Raw genomic sequence first — 15,423 nt, forward strand, 5'->3', positions numbered from 1 at the left:
CACGTCCCACGTCGTTCCTCGTCGGTACCCGTGGTCCAACGAGGCGATCATGTGACGGTTACGCCGTTGGGGCGCCGGTGATCCGGGGCGGGCCCGACCGGTGCCGTCAACCGCCCCGGCGGGCGTGCTCGGTGATGTTCCGGGCCATGCCGCCGAAGACCGCCGCGTGGAACGGCGCCACCGCCCACCAGTACGCGTGCCCGGCCAGTCCGTGCGGGTGGAACGTCGCCCGCTGCCGGTAGACCGTGCCCCCGCCCTCCGCCGGACGGACCGTCATCTCCAGCCAGGCCAGGCCCGGCAGCCGCATCTCGGCCCGCAGCCGCAGCAGCTTCCCGGGCTCGATCTCCTCCACCCGCCAGAAGTCCAGCGAGTCACCCGCCCGCAGCCGCCCCGGGTCCCGGCGGCCCCGGCGCAGCCCGACCCCGCCGACCACCCGGTCCAGCCAGCCCCGGACCGCCCAGCCCAACGGGAAGGAGTACCAGCCGTTCTCGCCCCCGATGCCCTCCACCACGCGCCAGACCGCCTCGACCGGCGCGTCCACGGTCCGTTCCTTCACGTCCTCGTACAGGCTGCCGCCCGCCCAGTCGGGGTCGGTCGGCAGCGGGTCGCTCGGCGCGCCGGGCAGGGAGGCCGAGGACCAGCGGGTCACCACCTGCCCCTCGCCGATCCGTTGCAGCGCCAGCCCGACCGCCCGGTCGAAGCCGATCAGACCCTCCGGCGGGTCGGGGACGTACCGCGCGATGTCGTGCTCGGTGCAGACCACCTCGTGCCGCAGCGACTCCACCAGCGGCCGGGCCAGTCCGCTCGGGACGGGCGTGACCAGGCCGACCCAGTGGCTGGACAGGCCCGGCGTGAGCACCGGCACCGGCAGGATCACCCGTCGGCGCAGCCCGGCCACCCGGGCGTAGCGGTGCATCATCCGACGGTACGTCAGCACCTCTGGCCCGCCCACGTCGAAGACCCGGTCGACCTCGGCGGGCAGCGTGGCGGCCCCGACCAGGTAACGCAGCACGTCCCGGACCGCGATCGGCTGGATCCGGGTGTCCACCCAGCTCGGGGTCACCATCACGGGCAGCCGTTCGGTCAGGTACCGGAGCATCTCGAACGAGGCCGAGCCCGAGCCGATCACCACCGCCGCCCGCAGTTCGGCGGTCGGCACCCCGCTCTCCCGCAGCACCCGGCCGACCTCGGCCCGGGAGCGCAGGTGGGCGGAGAGCCGGTCCTCCGGGACGCCCTGCGGGAGCAGGCCGCCCAGGTAGACGATCCGGCGCACGCCGGCCGCCGAGGCGGCCCGGCCGAAGGCGCGGGCGGCCTCCCGGTCGGTGGCCTCGAAGTCCCGGCCGCTACCCAGCGAGTGGACCAGGTAGTAGGCCGCCTCGACGCCGTCGAAGGCGCCGGGCAGGGTCTCCGGCTTGGTCACGTCACCGGTGGCGGTCTCCACCTCGGCCCGCCAGGGGTGGTCCCGCAGCCGTCCCGGGTCGCGGACCAGGCAGCGCACGGTGTGGCCGGCCGCGAGCAGCTCCGGCACCAGCCGTCCGCCCAGGTAGCCCGTGGCTCCGGTCACCAGACAGCGCATCAGTCCGCCCCTCCTCCGGTCGGCGGGCCGACCGGCCGTCAGCCCACGGACCATCAGACACCGCCGACCGCCGCCCCGCCGCCCGGGCCGCTCCCGCACCACCCGCCCGGAGCAGCCGCTCCGACGGCGCGGGCCGCCACGGACGGGGTGTCAGGCCCGGATGTCCACCGTGTCCCCGACCGCCACCGACTCGAAGAACCGGCGGGCGTCCTGCTCGACCAGGCCGATGTCCCGCTCGGTGCCGGTGCCCGCGCCGGATCCGCCGAGCGCCACGCTCCCGGGCGTCTCCGCCACCCAGGCGATCCGGCCGTCGGGGGCGGCCAGCCTGACCGCCCAGCGGAGTTCGAGGTGGTACCAGGTCTCTCCCGGCAGGGTCAGGAACGGCCCGTCGGTGGAGTCCCGCACCACGATCCGCTGCCGGGAGACGACAGTCATCCGCCCCTTCGGCGTGGGCCGGCCCGGGGCGCCCACCCGGCACGGCCGGACGGCGGTCTCTCCGGCCATCACCAGCGTGCGCGAGGAGAGGTCGACCACCGCCCGCACCTGCCCCGGTGGCAACGGGGTGGGGCCGGGCTCCTCGGTCTCCGGCGCGGGCAGCGGCGGCAGGGTCGTGGCCGGGAGCGGAGACACGGGCGTCGTGGGCGTCGCGGATCCGGTCGGATCCGACGACCCGAGGGTCGCCGACGGGAACGCGGTGACCACCGGCACCGGACCGCTGCTCAGCTGCTCCGGCCCGGGCCCACCGGGCAGCAGCAGCACGCCACCGCTGACCACCAGAGCGCCGCACAGCGCGGCCAGCACACCGTGCCGGCGCCGCCGCCGGGCCTGCCCCTTGCGCCGCAGCGTCTCGTACGGGAGCGGCAGTGCGGTCGGCGCATCGGCCACCAACTCCCGTAGCAGATGACCCAGTTGTTCCTGCTCGGGCACTCCGTCGATGTCATGCACAGTGGTTGCCCTCCGTCCGGCGTCCGCCCTCGACCACGGTCAGCTCCTCGGGTTGTTCGCGCAGGTACCCGGCCAGGGCCGCCCGGCCCCGGGAGAGCCGGGCCTTGACGGTGCCGAGGGCCGCTCCGGTCTCGGCGGCTATCTGCTGGAGCGACAGGTCGCAGAGGTGGTGCAGCACCACGGCCTGCCGCTGCGGCGCGGGGAGCCGCCGCAGGGCGGCGACCAGTTCGGTGTGCTCCAGTCCGGGCGCGGCGGCCACCTGCGGGGCGAACCGCATCCGCTCCTGCTCCAGCTCCCGCCCGCGCCGGGCCCGGCGCCAGCGGCTGACCGCGAGCCGCCAGGCCACCGTGCGGATCCACGCCTCCGGCCCGCCCTCGTCCCGGGTCAGCTTCGCCCGCCGGTCCCACCCCTTCACGAAGGCCTCCTGCACGGCGTCCTGGGCCTCCCCGAAGTCCCCGGTCATCGCGTACAGCTGACGCACCAGCAGGGCGAAGGAAGCGCGGTAGAACGCGCCGTACTCCTCGTCCGTCATCTCTTCCGTTCCGCCCCGCTCGTCACTCGTCCCACCCGATCGTCCACCCTCCCTACGCACCGGCCCGGCGGAAGGTTGCAGAGGTCTTCCGCGCGGTCGGCCGATCGTACGTACCGGACAGTAGGTCTAGTTCCAGCCGAGTTCATCTGATGCTCTCCCGGCGTCTTGCCCCCGGTGACCGACCGCAAGTTGACTGCACAACACCTCGTCCGTTGACGAGCCCCCGTCACCTCGGAACTCGACTCCCGGAGCCCCGATGCCCCACCCGTCCCTCCGCCGCGCCGTCACCGCTGCCGCCGCGACCGCCGTCCTCGGCACCCTGGCCGCCCCCGTGGCGCACGCCGAATCGGCGCCCGTCACCGTGGCCCCGCTCAAGGTGCTGACCTACAACGTCTTCCTGATGAGCACCAGCCTCTACCCCAACTGGGGCCAGGACATCCGGGCCAAGGAGATCGCTGCGGCCTCGTTCTTCCAGGGCAACGACGTGGTGGTGCTCCAGGAGGCCTTCGACAACGCGTCCTCCGACAAGCTCCAGTCGCTCGCCAAGGCGGCCTACCCGTACCAGACCCCGGTGGTCGGCCGCTCCACCTCCGGCTGGGACGCCACCTCCGGCAGCTACTCCTCCACCACCCCGGAGGACGGCGGCGTCACGCTGCTCAGCAAGTGGCCGATCCTGCGCAAGGAGCAGTACGTCTTCAAGGACGCCTGTGGCGCGGACTGGTGGTCGAACAAGGGCTTCGTCTACGCGGTGCTGAACGTCAACGGCCAGCGCACCCACGTGCTCGGCACCCACCTGCAGTCCACCGACTCGGGCTGCTCCAACGGCCAGCCCGCCACCGTCCGGGCCGCCCAGCTCACCGCGATGAAGAACTTCGTCGACGGCAAGGGCATCCCGGCGAGCGAGCCGGTCATCGTCACCGGCGACCTGAACGTCAACTCGCACGACTCCGAGTACCCGGCGATGCTCGCCAACGGCAACCTCGCCCCGGCCACCTCCCGCACCGGCTGGGTCAACTCCTTCGACACCGCCGACAACTCCATCGCCGCCTACCGCTACCCGGGCGAGCCGAAGGAGGACCTCGACTACGTGCTCTACCGGGCCGACCACGCCCGCCCGCAGAGCTACACCAACAACGTGCTCCGCTTCCACAGCACGCCGTGGACCGTCTCCAGCTGGGGCAAGAGCTACACCTACAACGACCTCTCCGACCACTACCCCGTGATCGGCGGCTGAACAGCCGGCCCCTCAGCCCGAGTCGGCCACCACCCGGGCTGACGCTCCCGCCCCCGGCACCGCCGCCTCCCGGCCGCGCCGGGGGCGGAGCAGTTCGTCCGGCGTGACGAAGCGGTAGCCCCGGCGGCGCAGGCCCGCGATCATCAGCGGTAGCGCCGCGACGGTCTGCGAGCGGTCGCCCCCGCCGTCGTGCATCAGCACCACCGAACCGGGGCGCACCCGCCGCAGCACCCGCCCGGCGATCACCTCCGCCCCGGGCCGGGCCCAGTCGTTGGTCTCCACGTCCCAGAGCACCGTGGTGAGCCCGGCCTCGGCGACCAGCTCCATCAGCGCGGCGCTCCGGCCGCCGTACGGGGGCCGCATCAGGGTGGGCAGGCCGGCCCCCGAGGCCTCGGCCAACGCCTCGCCGGTGGAGCCGAGTTGGTGCCGGAGCCCGAGCGGGCCGAGGTCCGGCAGGTAGGCGTGCGACCAGGTGTGATTGCCGAGCAGGTGGCCCTCGGCCACGATCCGGCGGACCAGGCCGGGGTGGGCGGTGGCGTGCAGGCCGATGCAGAAGAAGGCGGCCCGGATGCCGTGCCGGGCGAGCACCTCCAGCACCTGCGGGGTGTGCTCGGGGTGCGGACCGTCGTCGAAGGTGAGCGCCACGGTCGGCTCCGCCCCCGCCTCCCCGGCCGGAGCCTCCCCGCCGAGCAGGCAACGCCCGGCCTCGGCGAGGCGGCGCTCGACCGGACCGGCCGCCGCCTCCGCCTCGGTCATCTCCTGCTCCCGGCCGCTCATGATCCAGCTGCCCGGAGGCAGCGGCACCAGCTCCGCCAGCTTCGAACTCCCGAGCAGGGCAAGGCTCCTGGCGTCATCGCGGCCGTCCGCGAGCAGCGGCGGATCGGCCCGGTAGAGCGTCACCCCGGCGGCGGTGAGCAGCCCGTCCAGCAGCCCGTTCGCACTGTCCACCACCACCGCCAGACCGTCCGGCGCCCGCCCCGCGAGCTCCGCCAGCCGGGCGGCCGGCCGCTCCGGGTCGCACCGCCCGTACAGCTCCTCGGCGCCGACCGGCCGACCCGCACCGTCCGTCAGGGCGATCCGGTAGCCGTCCCGCGCCAGGCCCACTCCGGCGAACCACACGTGACGCCCTCCCGGATTCCGTCCGACCCGGCACCTCCGGGCGATCTCGATCATAGGAGCGAGTGACCGGATCCCGCCTCCACCGGAACATCACGATCCGATCCAACTCCTCTGCCCCGCACACGAACTGACGCACCGCCGACAGCCGCTGCTTCGCCTGTCCGGCCCCGGCTGCCGGCCGACGGTGCCGCCGATGCGCCACCTGCCGGCCGGTGCTCGTCGTCTTCGCGCTCGGCGGCGGCGCTGCGGGACCCGGTGGTCGGCGCCGTCCTGCCGGAGCGGACGCCCCGTCACCTGCTCGGCCGGGTGCGCGCCGTCCGCGACTCGATCGTCCGGGCCGGCATCCCGCTGGGCGGCCTGCTGGACGGCCTCGCCGCCACCACCGTAGGCGCCGAGCCCGGCGCTGCTCGCCGCCCTCCCCGCGCCCGCGATCCTGCTCGCCGCCCTGCATCCCGCCCGGCACCGGCTCGACCAGCGGATCCGGCCCCGGCCCACCGTCCCGCCCGACCCTCCGACCGGCGTGACCGGGAAGGGCTCCGCCCTCCCCGCTGACCAACCCGCCCGCCCCCGCCGCAGCGGTGGCCCGGGGCCGGATCGGGTGGTCCGAGCCCACGTCGGCCGTCGGCTCCGGCGCCGGTCGGGTTACGATCCACCCGTCGCAGTGCGGACGGCCATCGGTGCACGTGGCGGTGGACGGTACGGCGCGTACGGACGGCGACACGCCTGGTACGGAGAGCACGTCGCAGAGGGGGAAATCGCGTGGATGTCAGCGGAGTTCCGAACGCCGTTCCGACCGAGGGGAGCCCGGGCCCCGAACCGGCCGCCCTGTTCGCCCACCATCCGCTGCTGGAGGAGCTCGGCCGCCTGCTGCTGACGCTCGACGCCGAGGCCGCCGCCGGGCGGGAGGCCGACGGCGCGGCGCTGGAGCGGCGGATCGGCACCCCGCTGACCGGCTTCGCCCTCGGCCGCCCGCCCCGCTCCGAGTCCACCGGCGTCTGGGAGTTCGCCCCGGCCGGAGAGGGCGGCGGCCCGGAGGAGGAGAAGACCGTCGCCGACCGCCGGCGCCTCGCCGTCCGGATCGCCAAGGCCTCGTCCGCCCTCCCGCCGCTCCCCCGGCTGCTGACGGTCCGTCTGCTGCTGGAGCTGGTCGCCCGGGGCACCTGGCCGCCCGGCGACCGCTCCCCGTTCACCCTGCTCGCGGCGGCCGTCGAGCCGCTCGGCGCCCTCGACCCGGACACCCTCCCGGGCGAGGAGCTGGAGTCCACCGCCAGCCTGGCCGTGCTGGTGCTCTCGGTGCTCGACTTCCAGGCCGCCGACCGCTCCGAGCAGGCCCGCTACGAGCATCTGGTGGAGTCCTTCGCCACCCTCATGCTGGCCGCCTCCCCCGAGCGGATCACCGCCTACGTCTCCCCCGAGCTGGCCAAGGCCTTCGGCGTCATGGTGGACGTCGACCACGTGATGGACCTCGCCAACCACACCCTGCTGGACCCGGTGACCCGCGCCGTCGAGGCACTCGCCGAGGACGGCGACACCACCGCCCGCAAGCACTCCCGCCTGCTGCTCTCGGTGCACGGCGACTTCTCCGACCTCACCCGGGCGGCCCTCGACGCCATCGGCCGCACCGAGCTGACCGGCCCGGTCGGCGCCTGGGCGGTGGACGAGGACAGCGGCGACTGGACCTTCGTCGCCTGGCGCAAGCCCGACCTCTTCGAGGTCACCCAGAGCGGCCGGCGGCCCGGCTGGCGCCACTACCAGCTCCCCCCGGTCACCAACCCGGCCGGTCTGGCCCGCGGCCTCGGCCTCAAGGGCCGCCAGCCCAAGGCGTCCGGCACCCTCACCCAGCCGACTCCGATCGGCCAGGAGCTGATGGACGCGCTGGGCCTCAGCCACCCCTTCCCGCCCGCCGAGGACGAGCAGCCCGCCTGACCGTCTCCGCCCCGCCACGCCACGCCACGCCACGCCGCCACCCGACCTCGACAGCACCCCACCGCGACAAGCGCCCCATCGCGACACCCGACCTGACGGAGAAGGCCCGGGACCTGACACAGCCTCGGGCTAGTCTCGGCCCATGCCCCTCCTGATCACCGACGACCAGCGCCGGGCCCGGCTCGGCCACCGCCACCTGCTGCGGCCGGCCGCCCGGGCCGGCACCGTGCCGCAGGTCGCGGACGCCCTGGCCGGCCTGCACGCCACCGACGCCGCCACGGTCTACCTCTCCGTCTGCGCCCGCCTGGCGCACCCCTCGGCGGAGGCCGTGGACAGGGCCCTGTACGAGGACCTCTCGCTGGTCAAGCTGCTCTCCATGCGGCGCACCATCTTCGCGGTCTCCGAGGAGTTCGCCCCGTACGTCGGCTCCTCGACGGCGAGGGCCATCGCGGCCAAGGAGCGGGCCACCCTGCTCAAGCACCTGCGGGACGGCGCCGAGGGCTGGGACGAGGCCCGGCTCGCCGAGGCCGAGCGGGCGACGCTGGCGGCCCTGACCCTGCGCGGCCAGGCCACCACCTCCCAGCTCGCCGAAGACGTGCCGGCCCTGCGCGAGACCATCCTGATGTCGCCGGACAAGCCGTACGGGGGCCGGCAGAGCGTGGGCAGCCGGCTGCTGCGCCTGCTCGCCTCGGACGGGCACGTCCGGCGCTGCCGCCCGCGCGGCTCCTGGCTGAGCAGCAGCTACCCGTGGGCACCGGTGCCGCAGCTGCCCGAGCTGCCGGTCCGGGAGTCCAAGGCCGAGGTGGCCCGGCGCTGGCTGGCCGCCTTCGGCCCGGCCACCGAGGCCGACCTCAAGTGGTGGACCGGCTGGACCCTCGGTGACACCCGCAAGGCGCTCGCCGACCTGACGGCCGTTCAGGTCCGGCTCGCCGACGGGGCGGTGGGCCACGTGCTCCCCGGCGACGAGGAGACCACCGACCCCGCCGAGCCCTGGGCCGCCCTGCTCCCCGCCCTCGACCCCACCACCATGGGCTGGCGCGGGCGCGACTGGTACCTCCGCCCCGAGGACGTCCCGGCCCTCTACGACCGGGCCGGGAACGCCGGGCCCACCGTCTGGTGGAACGGCCGGATCATCGGCGGCTGGGCCCAGCGCCCCGGCGGCGAGCTCGTCCACCGCCTCTTCACCGACCCCGGCGCCGAGGCCCGCGCGGCCGTCGAGGCCGAGACCGAACGCCTCGCCGCCTGGCTCGGCGACGTCCGCGTCACCCCGCGCTTCCGGACCCCGTTGGAGCGCGAACTGGTCGGCTGACGACCGCAGCTGGAATGATCACCCGATGCCCTCCACCCTCCACGATGCCTGGCTGCACGGCATCGCCGTCAACCCCGGCGCCCCCGCCGACGTGCTGCTGCGCCTGCTCGCCGCCCCGGAGGCGGGCGACGCACGGATGACGCTGTGCGGCCGGCGGCAGCTCTCCCCGGAGGTCTGGGAGGCGGCACGACGCCACCCGGACTTCAGGGTCCGTCGGCACCTCGGCCGCAACCGCCACCTGCCGGCAGCCCAGCGCGCGCTGCTGGCCGACGATCCCTCCTCCCTGGTGCGAGCCTGGATGGCCACCGGCCCCGACCGGCTCGGCCGGCGGCTCGAACCGTTGCCGGAGGAGGTCGTGGTGCGGCTGATGACCGCCCGGACCGGACCGGACGACCTGCTGACGGCGGACGAGATCGCCGGCCAGCTCTCGTCCCAGATCCCCCTCTCCTACTACCAGAAGCTGCCCACCCACCCGGATCCGGCCCTCCGCATCCGGGCCACCGGGCACTGGCAGAGCCTCACCGATCGGCAGCGCGAGGCCCTGCGCACCGACCCCGACCCCGCGATCCGCGCGTCCGCTCGCGATGCCGACCGGCAGTACGACCCGGCCGCGACGGAGGCCGACCTTCCCGAGCACGACTGCCACCACCGGGTCCACCTCCTGCTTCACAACGCCCTGCCGAAGTCCGTGACCGACCGCTGCCTCGCCGAGCGGCGCGACCTCACGCTGCTGGCGTCCAACCGGCACACCCCCGCCGAGGTGGTGGCCCTGCTGGCCCGTGACCCGGACCGCGCGGTCCGCCTCCGGATCGCCGAACGCGCGGACGTCGGCGCCGAGTTGCTCACCCTGCTGGCCACCGACCCGGACGAGGAGGTCCGCGCCCGGGCAGCAGTCCAGCCGCTGTTCCAGGCCCGGCCCACCGACGGTCCGCGGTGGCTGGAGGAGGACCGGACCAGCCCCGAGCTCACCGCCTGGTACCGCGCCTGTGCCGCCTCGCCCCATCCGCTGGCCCGTCAGGCCGCCGCCGGCGCCGCCCGGCTCCCGCCGGACCTGGTGCCGCTGCTGGCCGCCGACCCCGACCCGACGGTCCGTCACCGCATCGCCGAGCACCAGGAGAGCGCCCCGGCCGAGACCGTGCTGGCGGCCTTCGTCGAGCGGCCCGACCTGCGTGCGTACCTGCTGCTGACCGGCCGGGTCCCCCGGACCGGCCTGGCCGCGCTGCTCACCCACCACGACCCGGGCGTCCGCGCCCTGGCCGCCGCCGATCCCACCCTCCCCGAGCCGCCCACCGCCCTCCTCACCGACCCCGCCCCGGAGGTCCGCGAGGCCGCTGCCACCAGTCCGCTGCTCCCGCCCGAACTGCTGGAGAGCCTCCTCCAGGACCCCGGCCTGGCCCGCTCCGCCGCCGCGAACCCGGCCCTCCCGGCCGCCCGTCTGCATGGGCTTCTCGACACCGCCGGGCTCACCCCCGCCCGATCCTGAGCAGGCGTCAGGGCCCGGTGTCAGCATCCGTGCGCCTCACCTCCCGGACCGGCCGGGACGCGCTCAGACCCCGTCGCCCCAGCCGAAGGTCAGGCCGTACGCGCGCCCCAGCCCGTGCCACCCCCGCCCGCCGTCCCAGCGCACCCATGTCAGGGCCGCACCGAACCAGAGCACGAAGACCCCGACCACCACGCCCACCGCGACGCCCTGGCCGAACCACCCGAGCAGCGCCACGCCCACGGCCACCAGGGCAGCACCGACGTGTGCCCCCGTCAGGTCCAACGGCGCCTCGGCCCGGGCCGCACGGCGCGCCTCCAGCTCCCCGGCGAGGCGCCGGTCCCGCACCTCCTGTGGTTCGTCCTGGTCGAAGTGCACTGTCTCCCCCGAAGCTCGCCGCCGTGATCGTCCGCGACCAGTATCCGGGCCGGACGGCCCGCCCTCCCGCTCGCCCCTACTTGTCGTCGGCCTTCTTCCAGAGCACGTACGCGAGCTTCCACTGGTCCGGCCACCCCGCAATGCCCCCGCCCCAGGCGAAGGTGCCGTACCGGCCGTCCCCGCTCCGCAGGCACCACACGTCCTTGTACACCTCGACCGGCGGCTCCTCGGGGTAGAGCACCGTGGTCCAGGAAGCCTCCGGGAGCGATCCGCACCCGGCCAGCGAGGGCGTGTCCGTCGAGGTCCACTTCGCGGCCCACGCACCGTTGACGGTGGTGAGCCCTCCCCCGCCGTCGACCCGGAGATCGGCCGACCTGTCGTCGCGCTTGACCTTGTTGTCCCGGCCGGTCTCCAGGTCGGCGTACGAGCGGTCGCCGGAGCCCATGGCCAGGGTCCGGCTGATGAAGACCGCTTCGCCCGCCTTGGCGTCGGAGACCACGATCGTCGAGTCCGTCCCCGGTTCGGCGGTGATGCTGATCCTGCGCGGCTCGATCTCCTGGACGAACCTGCCGTTCAACGCGACGGAGAGCTTGCGCCCCGTACTGATCTTGAAAACGCTGGTCCGGACCGTCCCGTCGATGGTCTGGTTGATCAGCAACAGGGTGGTGTCCGGCTCCGCCGCGCCGGCCTCCTTGCGGATCTCGGCCACCTTCTTCTCCAGCTCGCTCACCCCCCACACCCCGGCCAGCGCGATCGCCGCCACCGGCGGGTTCTGCGCTCCGGCGGAGGTGGCGAGCTTCACCAGTCCCCCCTTCACGATCTCCAGCACGATCGGCGTCACCGGGTTCTGCGCCACCTGCCGCACCACCGGGTTCGCCTCCATCGTGCATCCGGTGGTCACCAGCGCGAGCCCCAGCGCCACGGCCGCCACACCACTTCGCATACCGACCCCCCCCCACGAGTCCACCCTCCCGCCGGAGGGACACGACTGTGCGGATTTCCGGAATCGCCCCATCCCAAACACCCTCCCCACCAAGGGAGTTCACGCCATGTACACAACCCGGCAGGCCGCCGCCCCGCAGTTCGCCGGGGAGCGCCACCCGATCGGCGCGCTGCGGGTGCGGCGCGCCCGGGTGCCGCCCTACGGTGCGGAGGTGGGGGCGGACCTACGAGAGGTGAGCAGTTCCATGGCAGCGAAGTTCGAGCTCTACACCGACGAGTCGGGCGTGCACCGGTTCCGCCTCAAGGCCAGCACGGGTGCGGTGATCATCACCAGTGACCCGCACGAGACCAGGGAACAGTGCCTGAAGAGCATCGAGACGATCCGCAAGGCCGCGCCCTACGCGCAGGTCGCGGAGGTCCGCGCGGGCGCTCCCGCGTAGGGCGGTGCGGCGGACCGGAGGCCGGCCCACGGCGAGGTGGGCCGGCCTCCGGCGTGCCCGGTGCCCGCGTCGGCCGGCGGTCAGTAGACGCTGACGCCGTACGCGGCCAGCGCCTCCGTGACGGGCTGGAAGTACGTGGTGCCACCGCCCGAGCAGTTGCCGGAGCCGCCGGAGGTCAGCCCGTGGGCGGTGTTGCCCGAGAACAGCGCGCCGCCGCTGTCGCCCGGCTCGGCGCAGACCGTGGTCTTGATCAGGCCGCGCACGCTGCCCTCGGCGTAGTTGACGGTGGCGTTCAGCGCGGTGACCCGGCCGCTGTGCACCCGGGTGGTGCTGCCGCTGCGGGTCACGGTGGTGCCGACGGCCGGGGTGGAGGCGGCGGTGATCCTGCGCGTGGTGCCGTTGTAGAGGTCGACGCTCGACGGTGGCACCGAGCCGTCGGTGTACCGGACGATGGCGAAGTCGTCGCCCGGGAAGCGGGAGTTCTGGGTGTCGCCGAGCTTGGTGGTGTGACCCGAGGTGGTGTACCAGGACGGTGCGTCGTTGCCGCAGTGACCGGCCGTCAGGAAGTAGTACGCCGTGCCCTTGCGCACGTTGAAGCCGAGCGAGCAGCGGAAACCCCCGCCGTAGATGGCGTCGCCACCGGCCAGCTTGATGCTCAGCGTGCCCGGCACCCGCTCGACCCGGACCGCCCCGCCGAGCCGCTCCGCGACCCCCTCCACCTGCGCCAGCCGGGCCCCGCCCACACTCCCGTCCACCGTCAGCACCACCTGGTTCCCCACCGGGTCCACCGCCCAGGCCGTCCCCGGCACGGTCGCTCCACGATCCAACTCTGCGGTGGCCGAGGCGAGTTGTGCGCCACTGCGGCCGACCAGCCGGGGGACCGCACCCGTCGCCCGTACCTGCTGCGCGGCCGCCTGGTCGGTGACGTTGACCACCAGCCGCCCGCCGTCATCCAGGTACGACCCGGCGGTACGGCCCTCCCCGAGGGCCTGTTGCAACCCTTCGGCGAGCACGGCGGCCTGCTCCCCGGCGGGGGCGGGACGGGCGGCGGCATCGGCGGTGGCCGTGACGGTGGCGGCGGCGAGCAGGACGGCCAGGGTGACGGCGGTGAGGCGACGACGGTTCATGGGGATCTCCACGGGGACTCGGAGGCGGGGGACTCTGTTCCTCCCGCCCACCATCCGGCCGGTCCATGCACACGTCAATCCGGCCGGTCTTGCCAAGACTTCCGTCAACTCGCCTTCTCAGTAGCATGGTTGACCACCGCCCCGATCTCCCGAGCGACCTACCCCGCCCGACGACCGAAACCCTCCCCCGATCGCCCTTGACCTGAAGTGCGCTTCAAGTCGAAGGATGGTGCCCAGCTCCCCGGAGACACCGGGGCAGCGAAGGAGGGGCACCATGGGACAGCCGCAGATCACCGGAGTCGCCGTACCGCAGCAGGAGGTCGAGGCCGTCCTCGACCTGGTCGCCGCCGTGGAGAAGGCCCAGCAGGCCGCCGCCCCGGAGGACTTCCTGGTGCACTTCCGGCCGGACGCGATCTGGACCACCGGGCACGGCAAGCTGCTCACCGGTCTGGACGAGATCGCCGCCTTCACCCGGAGGGTGCTGCCGCCGACCGCCGACGCCCCGGTCACCGCCTCCTACACCGCCGAGCACATCCTCTTCATCCGGCCCGACCTGGCCGCCGTGAAGGTCCGTCAGCGCCCGCTCTCCCGGGAGGGCGGGCACCACCTGGACGAGATCTTCCACGGCCACCCCGACCCGGCCTCCGTGGCCCAGGAGCACCCCGAGGCCCGTCCCGGCACCCCGACCTACGTGCTCGCCAAGGACGCCGGCACCTGGCGGATCGCCGCCGCCCAGAACACCACCGTCCAGGACCCGGACACCCTGGCCCGCCCCTGAGCCCGGCCGGGGGACGGAACGGACGGCGGACGGGACGGCGGAGGGGAAGACCGACGGGTGATCAGTCGCCGTCGGACCAGGCGGCGACCGGGAGGGACAGGTAGACGCCGAAGTCGTCGAGTCCGGTGGCGGCGGCGACGGCCGCGTGGAGCCCGTCCACCCGGGCCTGGCGGTCGGCGGCCCTGGTGGCGAACCACTTGGACCGGATCTCGATGACCACCGGCAGGCCGCCCCGGTCGAACGGGCCGTACGGCCGGAAGCGGAGGTCCACGTCACCGGGCTGGAGGTCGCCGTCGTAGGGCTCCTCCGGGCACTCCACCGCCAGCGAGACCAAGTGCGGCAGGACCAGCGACAGTTCACGCAGCAGATCGGCGGGCACGGTGGTCGCGTAGGTCACTTCGACGAGCGGCATGACCGCCAGCCTAGCCGCAGCCGCAGCCCGGGCCGGCCGACGCCGACGCCGACGGCCCGTCAGGCCACCGCACCGCCGAACGAGGACCGGGTCCGCTCCAGGAACCGGCCCACCGCCGGCTCCCGCCGCCACGGGCCGAGGGCGGCGGCGAAGTCGCGGACGTAGTCGGCGGAGCGGCTGGAGCGGACCCGGGCCAGGACGTCGAGCGCCTGGTGGCCGAGGGCCAGGCCGTGGTCGAGGTCGCGGGCTTGGAGGTGGGCGGTGCCGACGACGGTGAGGCGGATGCCGACGGAGCGGGTGAAGGTACCGGTGGGCATGGCGGCCGCGCGGGCGTTCCAGCGGCCGAGCTGGGCGCGGACTCCGCCGCCGGGCTGCTCGGGGAGGTCGGCGCGGTCAACGCGCGCCGCCGCGAGCGGATGGTGCAGCTGGCCCGCGAGGAGGCGGGCGGCAGCCTGACGGGCCGCCGGATCACCGTCTGGGGAGCCGCCTTCAAGCCCGGCACCGACGACGTCCGGGACTCGCCCGCCCTGGCCGTCGCCGAGGCGCTGCACCGGGCCGGCGCCGTGGTGACCGTCACCGACCCCCGCGCCCTGAACGGCGCCCGCAAGGTCCTCCCCCACCTCCGCCACCTCGACGACCCGGTCGAGGCGGCGGCCGGCGCCGAGCTGCTGCTCCACCTCACCGAGTGGCCCGAGTACGCCCGCCTCGACCCGGCCGCCCTGGCCCCGCACCTGACGGTCCCTCGGGTGATCGACGGGCGGCACACCCTCGACCCGGTCCGCTGGCGCGCGGCGGGCTGGCGGTACCGCGCCCTCGGCCGGCCGTAGGATCGCCGCACGCGCCGATCGCGAGGGGGACCCGTGGGCATCGAGCTCGAACTGCACTGCGACCGTCCGCCGACGACCTGGGACGCTTCCCGGGGGACCCTGCTGCACAGCTCCTACGAGCACGGCGACCGGCTCGCGGAAGCGCTCGCCCTGCTGCAGTCGCGGGAGCCGGGCAGGCTCCCCCGGGTCGACCCGTACGGCGACACGGTGTTCGACGGGCAGGAGGCGGAGTCGGCGCTGGCCGAGATCCCGGGGCTGCTCGACCGCTGTGCCGGCCCCGGGCAGGAGGCCGCGGTCCGCGACCTGGCGGCCATGCTGCGCCTCTGCGCCGCGACCCCCGGCAGCCACCTGTGGTTCATGGGCGACTGAGCGGACCACCGGCCGGGCGAGCCCGGAAC

Annotated in this window: 17 protein-coding genes; 8 read left to right on the forward strand and 9 right to left on the reverse strand. The window is 74.7% G+C overall.

Features of this window, described 5'->3' with window-relative positions:
- Nucleotides 1–106 precede the first annotated feature (106 nt).
- From ACIRBX_RS05115 to ACIRBX_RS05125, 3 genes are all read right to left on the reverse strand, one after another.
- Nucleotides 107–1,576, reverse strand: coding sequence for an SDR family oxidoreductase (locus ACIRBX_RS05115; protein WP_402293791.1), 1,470 nt, complete (start codon nucleotides 1,574–1,576; stop codon nucleotides 107–109).
- Nucleotides 1,577–1,726: 150 nt separating this feature from the next.
- Complete coding sequence (locus ACIRBX_RS05120; RefSeq protein WP_402293792.1) at nucleotides 1,727–2,521, reverse strand: L,D-transpeptidase family protein; 795 nt, start codon at nucleotides 2,519–2,521, stop codon at nucleotides 1,727–1,729.
- On the reverse strand, nucleotides 2,514–3,053 hold the full coding sequence (locus tag ACIRBX_RS05125; protein WP_402293793.1) for a SigE family RNA polymerase sigma factor: 540 nt from the start codon (nucleotides 3,051–3,053) through the stop codon (nucleotides 2,514–2,516). The genes ACIRBX_RS05120 and ACIRBX_RS05125 overlap by 8 nt, the downstream gene beginning before the upstream one ends.
- Nucleotides 3,054–3,309: 256 nt before the next feature.
- Between ACIRBX_RS05125 and sph the strand changes: the two genes are divergently transcribed.
- Complete coding sequence (gene sph / locus ACIRBX_RS05130) at nucleotides 3,310–4,287, forward strand: sphingomyelin phosphodiesterase (protein WP_402293794.1); 978 nt, start codon at nucleotides 3,310–3,312, stop codon at nucleotides 4,285–4,287.
- Between the two features lie 12 nt (nucleotides 4,288–4,299).
- Here the strand turns inward: sph and ACIRBX_RS05135 are convergent, their stop codons facing one another.
- Nucleotides 4,300–5,406: a polysaccharide deacetylase family protein gene (locus tag ACIRBX_RS05135; protein ID WP_402293795.1), complete on the reverse strand. Its 1,107-nt coding sequence runs from the start codon at nucleotides 5,404–5,406 to the stop codon at nucleotides 4,300–4,302.
- A 759-nt stretch (nucleotides 5,407–6,165) separates the two neighbouring features.
- Between ACIRBX_RS05135 and ACIRBX_RS05140 the strand changes: the two genes are divergently transcribed.
- The 3 genes from ACIRBX_RS05140 (at nucleotide 6,166) to ACIRBX_RS05150 (ending at nucleotide 10,124) form a co-directional block, all read left to right on the forward strand.
- Nucleotides 6,166–7,332: a hypothetical protein gene (locus ACIRBX_RS05140; RefSeq protein ID WP_402293796.1), complete on the forward strand. Its 1,167-nt coding sequence runs from the start codon at nucleotides 6,166–6,168 to the stop codon at nucleotides 7,330–7,332.
- A gap of 142 nt (nucleotides 7,333–7,474) precedes the next feature.
- The gene (locus ACIRBX_RS05145; RefSeq protein ID WP_402293797.1) at nucleotides 7,475–8,641 is read left to right on the forward strand and encodes a winged helix DNA-binding domain-containing protein; all 1,167 of its coding nucleotides are present in this window, start codon (nucleotides 7,475–7,477) and stop codon (nucleotides 8,639–8,641) included.
- Nucleotides 8,642–8,666: 25 nt separating this feature from the next.
- Nucleotides 8,667–10,124, forward strand: a complete 1,458-nt coding sequence (locus tag ACIRBX_RS05150; protein WP_402293798.1) for a hypothetical protein — start codon at nucleotides 8,667–8,669, stop codon at nucleotides 10,122–10,124.
- Between the two features lie 63 nt (nucleotides 10,125–10,187).
- On the opposite strand, the gene ACIRBX_RS05155 is transcribed toward ACIRBX_RS05150, so the two are convergent.
- Both ACIRBX_RS05155 and ACIRBX_RS05160 read right to left on the reverse strand, forming a co-directional pair.
- Entirely contained in the window at nucleotides 10,188–10,499 is a 312-nt protein-coding gene (locus ACIRBX_RS05155; protein WP_402293799.1) for a hypothetical protein, read from the reverse strand.
- A gap of 76 nt (nucleotides 10,500–10,575) precedes the next feature.
- A complete protein-coding gene (locus ACIRBX_RS05160) occupies nucleotides 10,576–11,442 on the reverse strand; it encodes a hypothetical protein (RefSeq protein WP_402293800.1) in 867 nt (288 codons plus the stop codon).
- A gap of 106 nt (nucleotides 11,443–11,548) precedes the next feature.
- Here ACIRBX_RS05160 and ACIRBX_RS05165 point away from each other — a divergent pair, with 106 nt between their 5' ends.
- Nucleotides 11,549–11,881, forward strand: coding sequence for a YegP family protein (locus ACIRBX_RS05165; protein WP_402293801.1), 333 nt, complete (start codon nucleotides 11,549–11,551; stop codon nucleotides 11,879–11,881).
- 80 nt (nucleotides 11,882–11,961) lie between these two features.
- Here the strand turns inward: ACIRBX_RS05165 and ACIRBX_RS05170 are convergent, their stop codons facing one another.
- The gene (locus ACIRBX_RS05170) at nucleotides 11,962–13,008 is read right to left on the reverse strand and encodes a S1 family peptidase (protein ID WP_402293802.1); all 1,047 of its coding nucleotides are present in this window, start codon (nucleotides 13,006–13,008) and stop codon (nucleotides 11,962–11,964) included.
- 274 nt (nucleotides 13,009–13,282) lie between these two features.
- Between ACIRBX_RS05170 and ACIRBX_RS05175 the strand changes: the two genes are divergently transcribed.
- Complete coding sequence (locus tag ACIRBX_RS05175; protein WP_402293803.1) at nucleotides 13,283–13,786, forward strand: SgcJ/EcaC family oxidoreductase; 504 nt, start codon at nucleotides 13,283–13,285, stop codon at nucleotides 13,784–13,786.
- 61 nt (nucleotides 13,787–13,847) lie between these two features.
- On the opposite strand, the gene ACIRBX_RS05180 is transcribed toward ACIRBX_RS05175, so the two are convergent.
- Together ACIRBX_RS05180 and ACIRBX_RS05185 are read right to left on the reverse strand one after the other, a co-directional pair.
- The gene (locus tag ACIRBX_RS05180; RefSeq protein WP_402293804.1) at nucleotides 13,848–14,198 is read right to left on the reverse strand and encodes a hypothetical protein; all 351 of its coding nucleotides are present in this window, start codon (nucleotides 14,196–14,198) and stop codon (nucleotides 13,848–13,850) included.
- A gap of 59 nt (nucleotides 14,199–14,257) precedes the next feature.
- Nucleotides 14,258–14,515: a hypothetical protein gene (locus ACIRBX_RS05185; protein WP_402293805.1), complete on the reverse strand. Its 258-nt coding sequence runs from the start codon at nucleotides 14,513–14,515 to the stop codon at nucleotides 14,258–14,260.
- A gap of 99 nt (nucleotides 14,516–14,614) precedes the next feature.
- Here ACIRBX_RS05185 and ACIRBX_RS05190 point away from each other — a divergent pair, with 99 nt between their 5' ends.
- Nucleotides 14,615–15,025, forward strand: coding sequence for a UDP binding domain-containing protein (locus ACIRBX_RS05190; RefSeq protein WP_402293806.1), 411 nt, complete (start codon nucleotides 14,615–14,617; stop codon nucleotides 15,023–15,025).
- A 33-nt stretch (nucleotides 15,026–15,058) separates the two neighbouring features.
- On the forward strand, nucleotides 15,059–15,394 hold the full coding sequence (locus tag ACIRBX_RS05195) for a hypothetical protein (RefSeq protein ID WP_402293807.1): 336 nt from the start codon (nucleotides 15,059–15,061) through the stop codon (nucleotides 15,392–15,394).
- Nucleotides 15,395–15,423 lie beyond the last annotated feature (29 nt).

The sequence above is a fragment of the Kitasatospora sp. NPDC096147 genome, from assembly GCF_044763225.1.
Classification (GTDB): Bacteria; Actinomycetota; Actinomycetes; order Streptomycetales; family Streptomycetaceae; genus Kitasatospora.